The organism is Pseudomonas sp. USTB-Z (assembly GCF_019691255.1).
GTDB classification, from domain to species: Bacteria; Pseudomonadota; Gammaproteobacteria; order Pseudomonadales; family Pseudomonadaceae; genus Aquipseudomonas; species Aquipseudomonas alloputida.
Genome location: NZ_JAECZP010000008.1, coordinates 64914 through 78367, shown reverse-complemented (window position 1 = coordinate 78367; position 13454 = coordinate 64914). Strand labels below are relative to the sequence as shown.

Annotated in this window: 9 protein-coding genes; 8 read left to right on the top strand and 1 reads right to left on the bottom strand. The window is 64.6% G+C overall.

Translation table 11 applies throughout. The annotated features are described in order from the left end of the window. Nucleotides 1–369 precede the first annotated feature (369 nt). The 7 genes from glgA to I8746_RS11490 all read left to right on the top strand — a co-directional run bounded on the left by glgA (nucleotide 370) and on the right by I8746_RS11490 (nucleotide 12008). Nucleotides 370–1929, top strand: coding sequence for a glycogen synthase GlgA (glgA, locus tag I8746_RS11520; RefSeq protein WP_012051800.1), 1560 nt, complete (start codon nucleotides 370–372; stop codon nucleotides 1927–1929). A 14-nt stretch (nucleotides 1930–1943) separates the two neighbouring features. Beyond that, nucleotides 1944–3686 carry a malto-oligosyltrehalose trehalohydrolase gene (gene treZ / locus I8746_RS11515; RefSeq protein WP_012051799.1) on the top strand — a complete coding sequence of 581 codons (1743 nt, stop codon included), beginning with the start codon at nucleotides 1944–1946 and terminating at the stop codon, nucleotides 3684–3686. After that, complete coding sequence (gene malQ / locus I8746_RS11510; RefSeq protein WP_012051798.1) at nucleotides 3683–5752, top strand: 4-alpha-glucanotransferase; 2070 nt, start codon at nucleotides 3683–3685, stop codon at nucleotides 5750–5752. Before treZ ends, malQ begins: the two co-directional genes overlap by 4 nt. Beyond that, complete coding sequence (locus I8746_RS11505) at nucleotides 5749–8523, top strand: malto-oligosyltrehalose synthase (protein ID WP_012051797.1); 2775 nt, start codon at nucleotides 5749–5751, stop codon at nucleotides 8521–8523. Before malQ ends, I8746_RS11505 begins: the two co-directional genes overlap by 4 nt. 14 nt (nucleotides 8524–8537) lie before the next feature. Then, nucleotides 8538–8804 carry a DUF2934 domain-containing protein gene (locus tag I8746_RS11500; protein WP_012051796.1) on the top strand — a complete coding sequence of 89 codons (267 nt, stop codon included), beginning with the start codon at nucleotides 8538–8540 and terminating at the stop codon, nucleotides 8802–8804. Nucleotides 8805–8938: 134 nt separating this feature from the next. Beyond that, nucleotides 8939–11092, top strand: coding sequence for a glycogen debranching protein GlgX (gene glgX / locus I8746_RS11495; protein ID WP_088512498.1), 2154 nt, complete (start codon nucleotides 8939–8941; stop codon nucleotides 11090–11092). Nucleotides 11093–11213: 121 nt separating this feature from the next. Further along, a complete protein-coding gene (locus tag I8746_RS11490) occupies nucleotides 11214–12008 on the top strand; it encodes an endonuclease/exonuclease/phosphatase family protein (RefSeq protein ID WP_003251297.1) in 795 nt (264 codons plus the stop codon). Between the two features lie 3 nt (nucleotides 12009–12011). Here I8746_RS11490 and I8746_RS27170 read toward each other — a convergent pair whose 3' ends face one another. Continuing rightward, a complete protein-coding gene (locus I8746_RS27170; protein ID WP_256596039.1) occupies nucleotides 12012–12137 on the bottom strand; it encodes a hypothetical protein in 126 nt (41 codons plus the stop codon). A gap of 188 nt (nucleotides 12138–12325) precedes the next feature. On the opposite strand from I8746_RS27170, the gene I8746_RS11485 reads away from it, so the two are divergent. Further along, nucleotides 12326–13402: an autotransporter outer membrane beta-barrel domain-containing protein gene (locus tag I8746_RS11485; RefSeq protein WP_012051794.1), complete on the top strand. Its 1077-nt coding sequence runs from the start codon at nucleotides 12326–12328 to the stop codon at nucleotides 13400–13402. Nucleotides 13403–13454 lie beyond the last annotated feature (52 nt).

The following is a 13454-nucleotide window of genomic DNA, read 5'->3' as shown; positions in this document are numbered from 1 at the left end:
GCCAACGTTTGCGTCTATTGCGCACATAACAATAGTGACCAGTGGGTCACCTTTTTAGCACTTTCTCTCCTACACTCAGTTTTCGGCCCGCCATTTGCTCAATGGAAGAGTGACCCCAAAAAAGTCGAACTTTCAGGAAACCCGGCAGGTCATGAACATAAGTAGGCCAGACGCATCGGGCTATTCCCGATCCTCGGCCCACACACCCCAACCAGTCCAAGCGCCTTCGGCCGGAATGCTGATCGCGTAGTGCCTGCGCGCACGACCCTGGGGCATGGAACGCACTAAGCAGATTCAAACTAGAGAGAACCAGCACGAAACATCGCCACGGGTGCCAGCACCCGACCAAGCATAGGGACGGAGAGAAGTATGATCAGTGCCGCTGTCGAGCCTCACGTAGACGCTTTCAAACCGGATAACCGCGAGCCGCTCACCCCGGACTTCGCCACGACAGGCAAGGCACCCGGCGCCCAGCGCCAGCAAAACCCGAACATGCGCAAGATTCTGTTCGTGACCTCGGAAATCGCTGATCTGGTGAAAACCGGTGGCCTGGGTGATGTGTCCGCTGCCCTGCCCCGTGCCCTGGCGCACCTGCACGATGTGCGGGTACTTATCCCCGGCTACCGCCAGGTGATGGAAAGCGACAACCCTATACATATCGTGGGTGAACTGGGCGGCCATGCGGCCCTGCCGCCCTGCAAGATCGGGCGCATGGACATGGCCGACGGCCTGGTCATCTATGTGTTGATCTGCCCCGAACTGTACCAGCGCGACGGCACACCCTATGGTGCCAACAATGGCCGCGACTGGCCCGACAACCACATCCGCTTCGCCCGCCTGGGCCTGGCTGCCGCCGAAATCGCTGCCGGCGAAGGCAAGATCCACTGGACGCCGGAAGTGGTGCACGCGCATGACTGGCCCGCCGGCCTGGCCCCCGCCTACATGCACTGGCGCGGCCTGAATACGCCCACGCTGTTCACCATCCACAACCTGGCGTACCAAGGTGTGTACAGCCGCGGTTGCAGCCCGGAGCTGGCGATACCCGAACATGCCATGCAGCAAGAAGGCATGGAGTTCTACGGCAAGCTGTCGTTCCTCAAGGCCGGCCTGGCCTACTCCAGCCACATCACCACAGTCAGCGCCACCTATGCCCGGGAAATCACCACCCCGGAATTCGGCTGCGGCCTGGACGGTTTCCTCGCCAGCAAGGCCCAGCAAGGCCTGCTCGGTGGCATCCCCAACGGCATCGACGAAAGCTGGGACTCGGCCACCGACAAGCACCTGCAACACAACTTCAGCATCAATGACTGGGAGGGCAAAGCGCGTAACACCCAGGAGGTGCGCGAGCTGTTCGGCCTGGACGATTCCGAAGGCCCACTATTCGCCGTGGTGTCGCGGCTGGTCTATCAAAAGGGCCTGGACCTGACCCTGGGCGTGGCCGACTACATCGTCGAGCAAGGCGGGCAGATTGCGATCATCGGCCGCGGCGAGCCGGAAGAAGAACAGGCCATGCGCGAGCTGGCACTGCGTCACCCGGGCCGCATCGGCGTGCGTATTGGTTTCAATGAAACCGATGCCCGGCGCATGTTCGCCGGCAGCGATTTCCTGCTGATGCCGTCTCGGTATGAGCCGTGCGGCCTTAGCCAGATGTACGCGCAACGCTTCGGCTCGCTGCCGGTAGCACGCAATACCGGTGGCCTGGCCGACACCATCGAGTGCGGCGTGACGGGCTTCCTGTTCAACGAGTCCACCGTCGAGAGCTACCGCGAGGCACTCAGCCGCGCCTTCTATGTTTACGGCAAGAAGGACCTGCTGAACGCCATGCGCTGCCTGTCGATGACCCAGCCGTTCAACTGGTGCCAGGCGGTTGAACCCTATGCCCGCCTGTACGAGGACCTGGTCAAGCAGACACAACTGAGCCACTACTGAGCGGGGGTCGGAAGATGCACAGACATGGCGCACACTTGCTGGACGCCACGTCGGCGCGCTTCGCCCTCTGGGCGCCGGATGCGCGCAGCGTGAGCGTGGAACTGGAGCGGCAGCCGGCCATCGAACTGCTGCCGGATGATGAGGGTTGGTACAGCGGCGTGGCGCCATGCCAGGCCGGTGACCGTTACCACTACCGTATCGACGGTGAGCTGCAGGTGGCCGACCCGGCCTCGCGCTACCAGCCCGACGGCGTACACGGGCCGAGCCAGGTAGTGGATGTGACCGGTTATGCCTGGCAACACCCGTGGCTGGGCCGGCCTTGGCATGAGGCCGTGATCCAGGAGGTGCATGTCGGCCTGCTCGGGGGGTACGCCGGGGTTGCCCGGCACCTGCAGCGCCTGGCCGAACTGGGCATCAGCGCGATCGAGCTGATGCCGCTGGGGCAGTTCCCCGGCGAACGCAACTGGGGCTACGACGGCGTACTCCCTTACGCCCCACAGAACACCTACGGCAGCCCCGAGCAGCTGTGCGCACTGGTCGACCAGGCCCACGGCCACGGGCTGATGGTGCTGGTCGATGTGGTGTACAACCACTTCGGACCTGACGGCAATTACCTGCACCAGTACGCCAGCCCGTTCTTCCGTGAAGACCGGCAGACACCGTGGGGCGCGGCCATCGATTTTCGCCGCCCGCAGGTGCGCGAGTACTTTATCCAGAATGCCCTGATGTGGCTGTGCGACTACCGCTGCGACGGCCTGCGCCTGGATGCCGTGCATGCCATCGACCAGCCCGATTTCCTGATCGAACTGGCCCAACGGGTACGCGCCGCCGTAGAACCGGGCCGGCACGTGTGGCTGGTGCTGGAGAACGAGCACAACCAGGCAGGCCTGCTGGAACAGGGTTACGATGCCCAGTGGAACGACGACGGCCACAATGCCCTGCACGTGCTGCTGACCGGTGAAACCGAAGGTTACTACGCCGACTACCAGCATCGCCCTATCGACCAACTGGCCCGGTGCCTTGGCGAAGGTTTCGTGTTCCAGGGCCAGGCCAACCGGCATGGCAAACCACGCGGCGAACCCAGCGGGCATTTGCCGCCCAGCGCCTTCGTGCTGTTCCTGCAGAACCACGACCAGGTCGGCAACCGCGCGCTGGGTGAGCGCCTGACCCGCCTATGCCCCGCGCCAGCTTTGCGTGCAGCCACCGGCCTGTTGCTGCTGGCCCCCATGATTCCGCTGCTGTTCATGGGCGACGAAGCCGGCAGCTGCCAGCCGTTCCTGTTCTTTACCGACTTCCATGACGCGTTGGCCGACGCGGTCCGCGAAGGCCGTCGTGGCGAGTTCGCCCATTTCACCGCGTTCGCCGACCCCACGCAGCGTGAGCACATTCCCGACCCCAACGCCGAACAGACGTTCGCCTCCTCACGCCCGCAAAACAAGGCGGTGATCGCCGGCTGGCACGGCCTTTACCAGCAACTGCTCGACCTGCGCCGCCGCCACGTCATCCCGCACTTGCCCGGCAGCCGTGCGCTGGGCGCCGAGGTGCACGCAGACAAAGCGCTGACCGCGCGCTGGCGGCTGGGCAATGGCAACACATTGCGCATCGACCTGAACCTGGCCGACACCCCGCAGGCAGTCGAACTGCCCGCGCCAACCACACGGCTGTTCGACAGCAGCGACACCCGCCACCCGGATACCCACCTGGCTGCCTACAGCTGCGTGGTCAGCCTGCTTCCCCCTGCCCAGGAGCGCCCATGAGCGAAACCGCCCTGCACCGTCTGGCAACCAGCGTCGGGCTGAACCGCGACTGGATTGACGCCAATGCCAGGCCCCAGCGTGTCAGCGACGACGTGCTGCGCAACGTCCTCGAAGGCCTTGGCCACCCGGCCGGCGATGACGCGGCCGTTGCCGCCAGCCTGCGTGCGGTGGAAACCGCCGAAGACAGCGAACACCTGCCGCCTTTGCTGACCGCCGACCTAGGCCAGCCGCTAGCGCTGGCGCGCTACTTCAGTGCCGCCAGCGTGGCCCACTGCACCCTGGAAGATCACACCTCGGTCACCCTCAGCCTCGATGACCAGGCGCGCCTGCCCGGCGAGCTGCCCATCGGCTATCACCAGGTGGAAATCGACAGCCGCCGCTTCACCGTGGCGGTGGCGCCAACACGCTGCCACAGCCTGGAAGACAAGGTGCAACAGCCGCCACCACGCTACTGGGGCCTGGCAGTGCAGCTGTACAGCCTGCGCCGCCCCGGCGATGGTGGCTACGGCGACTGCCTGGCGCTGGAGCAGTTGGCCCGCTCGGCCGCCGAGCGCGGCGCCGATGCCTTGGCTATCAGCCCGATTCACGCCCTGTCGGCCATCGACCAGGAACACTACAGCCCCTACTCACCTTCCAGTCGCCTGCTGCTCAACACCCTGTACACCAGCCCCGCAGCCCTGCTGGGTGAACGGGAGGTGCGCATGGCCATCGAAGCCTGCGGGCTGGAGCAACAACTCGAAGAGCTGGAGCAGCGCCCTCTGGTCGACTGGCCACGCGCCGCCAGCGCCCGGCTGCGTTTGCTTGAAGCGCTTTATCAAGGCTTCAGCCAAGGCGACCACCCACTACGCACTGATTTTGACAGCTTCCGCGAAGCCGGCGGCCAGACGCTGGAGCACCACTGCCGCTTCGAGGTGCTGCAGGCCCAGGCGGTGGAGCACGGCCTCGGTGCCGACTGGCGCAACTGGCCCAAAGCCTGGCATGACCCCTACCACCCGGAAGTGGAGGCTTTAGCCAATGCCTACCCGGCCAAGGTCGAGTTCCACGCGTTCTGCCAGTGGCTGACCGAACGTGGCCTGCAACGTGCCCACGAAGCGGCCCGCAGCAATGGCATGGCCGTGGGCCTGATCGCCGACCTGGCGGTGGGCGCCGACGGTGCCGGCAGCCAGGCCTGGAGCCGCCAGGACGAACTGCTGGCCGGCCTGAGCGTGGGCGCGCCGCCCGACATCCTCAACCACGTCGGGCAAGACTGGGGCATTTGCGCCTTCTCGCCCGAGGGCCTCAAGCGCAATGGCTATCGCGCCTTCATCGAGATGCTGCGGGCCAACCTCGCCCACGCTGGCGGCCTGCGCATCGACCATGTGATGGGCCTGCGCCGGCTATGGCTGATCCCGCAGGGGGCCAAACCCAGCGAAGGCGCCTACCTCGATTACCCGCTAGACGACCTGTTGCGCCTGCTGGCGCTGGAGTCGGTGCGTCACCAGGCGATCATCCTCGGCGAAGACCTGGGCACCGTGCCCGACAGCCTGCGTGAAAAGCTGGCCGAGAAGGCGGTGCTGGGCATGCGCGTGCTGCCGTTCGAGCAGACCCAGCCGGGCCAGTTCAAGCCGATTCTCGACTGGCCAGACAATGCCCTGGCCACAACCGGCACCCACGACCTGGCGCCACTGGCCGGCTGGCTGGCAAACCGCGACATCGACTGGAGACACCGCTTGCAACTGATTGATGCTGCTGCCGAATTGCACTGGCGACACGAGCGTCAGAAAGAACGCGACGGCCTGCGCCGCATCCTGGAGGCCAACTACGGCGAACTGAAGGACAACGACGCGCTGATCGATGCGGCCATCCGCTTCGTTGGCCATACCCGTGCGCCGCTGGTGCTGGTACCGCTGGAAGACCTGCTGGGCTGCGACGAGCAACCCAACTTGCCGGGCACCACCAATGGCCATCCCAACTGGCGGCGGCGCTTTGCCCTTCCAGTACGCGAACTGCTCGACGATGAGGACGCCGCACGGCGCCTGGAGCTGCTGGCCCAGGCCCGCGAACAGGCGTGGGAGCGTGACCGATGAAGCCACTGACCGCGACCCTGCGCCTGCAATTTCACAGCGACTTCACCCTCGATCACGCCGTGCCGCTGGTGCCGTATTTCGCCCAGCTGGGCATCAGCCACCTGTATGCCTCGCCCATCCTCAAGGCCCGCGCTGGCTCGCGCCATGGCTACGACGTGGTCGATCCTACCTGCGTCAACCCGGAGCTGGGCGGCGAGGCCGCGCTGGTGCGCCTGGTTGCCGCCCTGCGCCAGCATGGCATGGGGCTGATCCTCGACACGGTGTCCAACCACATGGCCGTGGGCGGTGCCGACAACCCTTGGTGGCAAAGCCTGCTGGCCTGGGGACGGCGCAGCCCGTATGCAGCGTTCTTCGACATCCAGTGGCACTCCAGCGACCCACTGCTGGCCGGGCAACTGCTGTTGCCGTTCCTCGGCAGCGACTACGGCGTGGCGCTCAAGAAGGGTGAGATACCGCTGCAGTTCGACAAACAGCAGGGGCTGCTGCAAGTGGCCCATTACGCGCATCGTTTCCCGATCTGCCCGGTCGATTACGGCTGGATTCTCGCGCTCAGCCCAGAGCCTGCGCTCAAGGTGCTGGCCGAACGCTTCACTGCTTTGGGCGACTCGGCCAACCCGCTGGCCGATAGCCTGCCGCTCCAAGCCGAACTGGCACGCCTGGTGCGCGAAGGTGCCGACCTCGAATCGGCCCTGGTGGCCTTCGACAGCCGCAGCGAGGCCGGTTTCAAGCGCCTGCACCTGCTGCTGGAGCGCCAGACCTACCGCCTGGCCAGCTGGCGCACCGCCGCCGACGACATCAACTGGCGGCGTTTCTTCGACATCAACGAGCTGGGCGGCCTGCGCGTGGAGCGCGCCGTGGTGTTCGAAGCCACCCATGCCAAGCTGTTCGAACTCATCGAGCGCGGCCTGGTGGACGGCCTGCGCATCGACCATATCGACGGCCTTGCCGACCCGCGTGGCTACTGCCGCAAACTGCGCCGGCGGGTTGATGGCCTGCTGGCGCGGCGGCCGCTGAATGCAGGGCTGGAGCACTTCCCCCTGTACGTGGAAAAGATCCTGGGTGCCGACGAGCACCTGCACCGCGACTGGCTTACCGACGGCACCACCGGCTACGAGTTCATGAACCAGGTATCACTGCTGCAGCATGATCCGGCCGGCGAAGCGCCGCTGAGCGAACTGTGGAGCAACGTCAGCGAGCGCCCGGACTTCCCTGAAGAAGTGCGCCAGGCCCGTCACCTGGTGCTCAACGCCAGCCTGGCCGGTGACTGCGAGTCGGTGGCCCAGGCACTGTTGCAGGTGGCGCGCAACGACCTGATGACCCGTGACCTGACCCTGGGCGCGATTCGCCGGGCCTTGCAGGCGTTGGTGGCGCATTACCCGGTTTACCGAACCTACTTCAATGCCTGCGGGCGCCCGGCGCAGGACGAAACGTTCTTCCAGCAGGCCCTGACCAATGCCCGGCAAGACCTTGCCGAAGCTGACTGGCCGCTACTGGACCAACTTGAACGGTGGCTGGGCGGGCAAGCCTGGCGGCACCTGCCACCGGGGCGCGCCCGCAAGCAACTGCGCCACGCCTGCGTGCGCTTCCAGCAACTGACTGCGCCCAGCGCCGCCAAAGCCGTGGAAGACACCGCCTTCTACCGCAGCGCGCGGCTGCTGTCGCGTAACGACGTGGGTTTCGAGGCCGAGCGCTTCAGCGCCCCCCCAATGCATTTCCACAACGAGGCCCATCGGCGCCTGCGCGATTTCCCCGACAACCTGCTGACCACCGCCACCCACGACCACAAGCGCGGCGAAGACACGCGTGCACGCCTGGCCGTACTCAGCGAGCGCGGCACGTGGCTGGCCAGCCGGGTGGAACACTGGCGTGAGCTGGCCGCCCCCCTGCGTGCGCAGTTGGACGACGGGCTGGCACCCAGCCCCGGCGACGAGTTGATGCTGCTACAAACCCTGCTCGGCAGTTGGCCCTTGGACCTCGACCTGAACGACGACAATGCCCTGCGCCAATACGCCGAGCGTGTTCGCCAGTGGCAGCAGAAGGCCCTGCGCGAGGCCAAGCTGCGCAGTAGCTGGAGTGCACCGAACGAGGCCTACGAAGGCGCCTGTGCTCATTACCTCGACGGCCTGCTGCTGGACAGCGAGAACCAGCAACTGCGCAAGTCGCTGGCCGACGCGGCGCAGCTGCTGGCCTGCCCCGGCGCACTCAACGGCTTGGTCCAGGCCCTGTTGCGCATGACCACACCCGGTGTGCCCGACCTGTACCAGGGTAACGAATACTGGGACTTCAGCCTGGTCGACCCGGACAACCGCCGCGCCGTGGACTACGCATCGAGGCGTCGCACGCTGGACGACGCCACGCCGGCAGCCGAGCTGCTGGCGCACTGGCGCGACGGCCGCGTCAAACAGGCCTTGATCGCGCGGGTGCTGGACTGCCGCCAGGCCCACGCCGAGCTGTTCCGCCGCGGTGCCTACCTGCCACTGACCGTACAGGGCCGGCACGCTGACAAGGTCATTGCCTTTGCTCGCCTGGGAGACGGCGAGCACGCCATCGTCGTCGCCCCGCGCCTGGCCAGCGGCCTGCTCGGAGGTGCCGCTACACCGTTGATCCCGGCACAGAACTGGGACGACACCCGGCTGGTATTGCCGTTTGCCTTGTCACCTGCCAACTCGACGGGACTTTTCGCCTGTGCGGCGGTCAGCTCTTCAAAGGAGTTGCTGTTGAGCGCCGTGCTGGCGGAGTTTCCGGTCAACGTGTTGATACAACAATCTTGAGCATCAGGAGCGTCATGATGAGTGTCGATGAAAAGCGTATTCGCGAATTTGCCTACCAGATCTGGGAATCCGAAGGTAAGCCCGTAGGGGAGGAAGAGCGCCACTGGGAAATGGCCCGCAAGCTGGCCGAGGCCGAAGCACTGGCGCCCAAGGCAGCCCCGCGCAAGAAAGCAGCGGCCAAGCCGAAGGCGCCTGCAGAACCCAAGGCGGCTGCCCTGCCGGGGGTTAAACCCGCTGCAGCGAAAAAGCCCCGGGCGGTAAAAAAGCCTACTGCCGGTTAAGCCTGTCCTGGCCTCTTCGCGGGTAAACCCGCTCCTACAGGCACCTGTGATGACCTGTAGGAGCGGGTTTACCCGCGAAGAGGCCATGCCGGACAGCCCAAATCCCCCTCCATCACGGCCACTCGAGGATCGTCATGAGCCCCCGCACCCCAAAGAAAACCCGCTCGGTCGCACCATCGCGCATCCGCGAAGGCATGCCCTTCCCCCTCGGCGCCACCTGGGATGGCCTTGGGGTCAACTTCGCCCTCTTCTCGGCCAACGCCACCAAGGTCGAGCTGTGCCTGTTCGACTCCACGGGCGAGCAGGAAATCGAGCGCATAGAGCTGCCCGAATACACCGATGAGATCTACCATGGCTACCTCCCCGACGCTCACCCCGGCCTGGTCTATGGCTACCGGGTGTACGGCCCCTACGAGCCGGAAAACGGCCACCGCTTCAACCCCAACAAACTGCTGATCGACCCGTATGCCAAGCAACTGGTCGGCAGCCTGAAATGGTCCGAGGCACTGTTCGGCTACACCATCGGCCACCCGGACGGTGACCTGTCGTTCGACGAGCGCGACAGCGCGCCTTTCGTGCCCAAATGCAAGGTCATCGACCCGGCGTTCACCTGGGGCCGCGACCAGCGCGTGCAGATCCCATGGGAGCGCACGATCATTTATGAAGCGCATGCCCGCGGCATCAGCATGCGCCACCCGGCTGTGCCTGAAGAACTGCGCGGCACCTTCGCCGGCCTGGCCAACGACGAGTTGCTCAAGCACATCAAGGACCTTGGCGTGTCGAGCATCGAGCTGCTGCCGATTCACGCCTTCGTCAACGACCAGCACCTGCTGGACAAAGGGCTGAACAACTACTGGGGCTACAACAGCATCGCGTTTTTCGCCCCGCACCCGCGCTACCTGGCCAGCGGCAAGATCGCCGAGTTCAAGGAGATGGTCGCGCACCTGCACGACGCCGGGCTCGAGGTGATCCTGGACGTGGTCTACAACCACACCGCCGAAGGCAACGAGCGCGGCCCGACCCTGTCGATGCGCGGCATCGACAACGCCTCGTACTACCGCCTGATGCCGGACGACAAGCGCTACTACATCAACGACTCCGGCACCGGCAACACCCTGGACCTGAGCCACCCCTGCGTGCTGCAGTTGGTCACCGACTCGCTTCGCTACTGGGCCGGCGAAATGCACGTGGATGGCTTTCGCTTTGACCTGGCGACCATCCTTGGCCGTTACCACGATGGCTACAGCGAGCGTCATGGCTTCCTGGTCGCCTGCCGCCAGGACCCGATGCTGAGCCAGGTCAAGCTGATTGCCGAACCATGGGACTGCGGCCCCGGCGGCTACCAGGTGGGCAACTTCGCCCCGGGCTGGGCGGAATGGAACGACCGCTTCCGCGATACCGCACGCGCCTTCTGGAAAGGCGACGAAGGCCAGTTGGCCGATTTTGCCGCCCGCTTGACCGCCTCGGGCGACATGTTCAACAACCGCGGGCGCCGGCCCTATTCCTCGGTCAACTTCATCACCGCCCACGATGGTTTCACCCTGCGCGACCTGGTGTCCTACAACCACAAGCACAACGAAGACAATGACGAAAACAACCAGGACGGCACCGACAACAACCTGTCCTGGAACTGCGGCGTCGAAGGGCCGACCGACGACCCGGGGATCAATGCCCTGCGCATGCGCCAGATGCGCAACTACTTCGCCACCCTGCTGCTGGCCCAGGGCACGCCAATGATCGTTGCCGGCGACGAGTTCAGCCGCACCCAGCACGGCAACAACAATGCCTACTGCCAGGACAGCGAGATCGGCTGGGTGAACTGGGACCTGGACGAGGAAGGCCAGGAGCTGCTGGCCTTCGTCAAGCGCCTGACGCGTCTGCGCCTGGCCTACCCGGTGCTGCGCCGCTCACGCTTCCTGGTGGGTGACTACAATGAGGCAATTGGGGTCAAGGACGTGACCTGGCTGGCACCCGATGGCAACGAGATGAGTGTTGAGCAATGGGAAGACCCACACGGGCGTTGCCTGGGCATGCTGATAGATGGTCGGGCACAGGTCAGCGGTATCGCCCGGCCAGGTGCCGAGGCCACCGTGCTGCTGATCGTCAATGCCCACCATGACGTGGTGCCATTCAAGCTGCCGGCCGTGCCCGAAGGCGATTACTGGAGCTGCTTGGTCGATACCGACCGGCCGGAGTTGCGCAAGGGGCAGCACCTGCAATTCGACAGTACCTTCGAGGTGAAGGGCCGGTCGATGCTGCTGATGGTGTTGCAGCGCGACGAGGAGTGAACCGTGATAACCCAGGCAGGTCTTACGTTTTGATCGCTACGCCATACCTGTGGGAGCGGGTTTGCCCGCTGCCACAGGTTTTAGCGGCGACAGTAAGGCAGGGTTAACTTCAGGAGGATTTGTGAGCCTCGAAGCCGGCAGTAATGGTTTCGCCAGCGTCAGCCAGGCCCCAGCCGTGAAACGCCTGCGGGTACTGACGGTGAACACCCACAAGGGCTTCACCGCCTTCAACCGGCGCTTTATCTTGCCAGAGCTGCGCGAGGCCGTGCGCAGCACCCAGGCCGACATTGTCTTCCTTCAGGAAGTGCTCGGCAGCCACGACCGCCACGCCGCGCGCTACCCCGGCTGGCCACAGACCTCGCAGTATGAATTCCTCGCCGACAGCATGTGGAGCGACTTTGCCTACGGCCGCAATGCGGTCTACCCTGACGGCCACCACGGCAATGCGCTGCTGTCCAAATACCCGATCATCGAGCACCGCAACCTGGACGTGTCGATCACCGGCCCCGAACGCCGCGGCCTGTTGCACTGTGTGCTGGAGGTACCGGGGCAAGGCCAGGTGCATGCGGTCTGCGTGCACCTGTCGCTGCTGGAAAGCCACCGGCAAAAGCAGCTGCAGTTGCTGCGTAAACTGCTGGACGCCCTGCCGGCCAACGCCCCGGTGATCATCGCCGGCGACTTCAACGACTGGAAAAGCCACGGCAACCGCACCCTTGGCCTGCAACGTGACTTGCACGAAGCCTTCGAACGCCACCACGGCCACCTCGCCCGCACCTATCCTGCCCGCCTGCCACTGCTGCGACTGGACCGCATTTACCTGCGTAATGCCGAAAGCCATGGGCCGCGGATTCTGGGGCACAAACCTTGGTCGCACCTGTCAGATCACCTGCCGCTGGCAGTTGAAGTGCGGCTTTAGCAATCATTCTTCATAGCCACGGCAAAGCAAATAGCGATCCCCGCTATACCCTGCTGTTTTTACCAATAAAACAACAGGTTGAGCGTTACGACGTACCTTGAACACTTCCTTCACGCTTTCTTGACGCAAGCGGCGACCTCTCCTTAGCTGAACAATACCAAGCTGTAAAAAACTTGCGCCGGGCCTCTAGCTCGCGCCTTCGTGCGCGTTTGCGATAACTGGCGTACTGGTTTGGGTCGCCCACTGTTTTTGCCGTACAGCTCGTGACAACAGGCCAGATTTCTCGGGCTGCACCACAAAAACAAAGGAGATCCGCCATGAAAAGCACCTCGAACCCCTTGCGCTTCGACAGCATTTTCTACGCGGTTTCCACGTCGCTGCTTCTGGCAACCCCGGTGGAAACGATCGCGTACGAACTGCAGGGTGACCCCACCTCCCCCGGCTTTCTGCAGCAACCTTTAGCGGCGCAACTGTCGCTCGACCCGCTCAGTGCCAGCGGGTTGAGTCTCGGCACCCTCAATGCGTTTTCGCAGCAAATGAGCGAACGCCACCGGCAGGCGCCACCCGACCTGATTGCCAGTCAATGGGCGCAGTTCTTCCCCACCAGTGCGCGCGGCCGCGCGCTGCCCCCGGCACAGCTGGAAGCGCCCAGCCAGCAACTGATGATCGGCCCGGACCTGTTCGTGCGTGAAACTGCAGCGGGCGATGTGCACCGCGCAGGGATTTTCGTGGGGCACAACAACCTGCAAAGCAGCTTCAAAGGCATGCGCCCTCTGCTGGGCGACAAGCAGCGCAAAGCGGTGAACTTGAGCGGAGAAAGCCTGGGGGTGTACTGGAGCATGACCCATGAACAGGGTTGGCACCTGGATGCCGTGGCCATGGGCTCGCGGATCGACGTGATGGGCCGTGGCGAAAACGGCCAGCGCCTGGACGACAGTGGCCATGCAATGACCTTCTCGGTAGAGGGCGGTTACCCGATCCGCCTGGGTGGCAACTGGGTCATCGAACCCCAGGCACAGTTGATCAACCAGCAGTTCTTCCCTGGCAACCAGGTGCAGGAGGAGACCTTGCAAGCCTTCGACAGCCAGCCGAGCTGGAGCGGCCGGGTCGGTGCCAAGTTGTCCGGGCGCTACGAAGTGCGCGGCATGCCCATCGAACCCTATGTGCGGACCAACGTGTGGTATGACTTCAGCAATGCCGATGAGGTGAAGCTGGACCAGGTCGACAAGATTTCCAGCTCGCGCTACTCGACTACCGTGGAGTTAGGGTTGGGGTTGGTGGCGCGGGTGACGCCTTCGGTGGCCATGTTCGTCAGCGCCGATTACAGCAGTGATGTGGATGACAATGACCTGAACGGGTTGATTGGCAGCCTTGGGGTACGGATGCGGTGGTAGGCAGGGCCGGCCTCTTCGCGGGTAAACCCGCTCCTACAACGATCACCGCCGG

Bases quoted from the DNA above. Each gene is read 5' to 3' on its own strand.
- I8746_RS11485 (WP_012051794.1), top strand. From the start codon at position 12,326: ATGAAAAGCACCTCGAACCCCTTGCGCTTCGACAGCATTTTCTACGCG.
- treZ (WP_012051799.1), top strand. From the start codon at position 1,944: ATGCACAGACATGGCGCACACTTGCTGGACGCCACGTCGGCGCGCTTC.
- I8746_RS11505 (WP_012051797.1), top strand. From the start codon at position 5,749: ATGAAGCCACTGACCGCGACCCTGCGCCTGCAATTTCACAGCGACTTC.
- malQ (WP_012051798.1), top strand. From the start codon at position 3,683: ATGAGCGAAACCGCCCTGCACCGTCTGGCAACCAGCGTCGGGCTGAAC.
- I8746_RS11500 (WP_012051796.1), top strand. From the start codon at position 8,538: ATGATGAGTGTCGATGAAAAGCGTATTCGCGAATTTGCCTACCAGATC.
- glgA (WP_012051800.1), top strand. From the start codon at position 370: ATGATCAGTGCCGCTGTCGAGCCTCACGTAGACGCTTTCAAACCGGAT.
- glgX (WP_088512498.1), top strand. From the start codon at position 8,939: ATGAGCCCCCGCACCCCAAAGAAAACCCGCTCGGTCGCACCATCGCGC.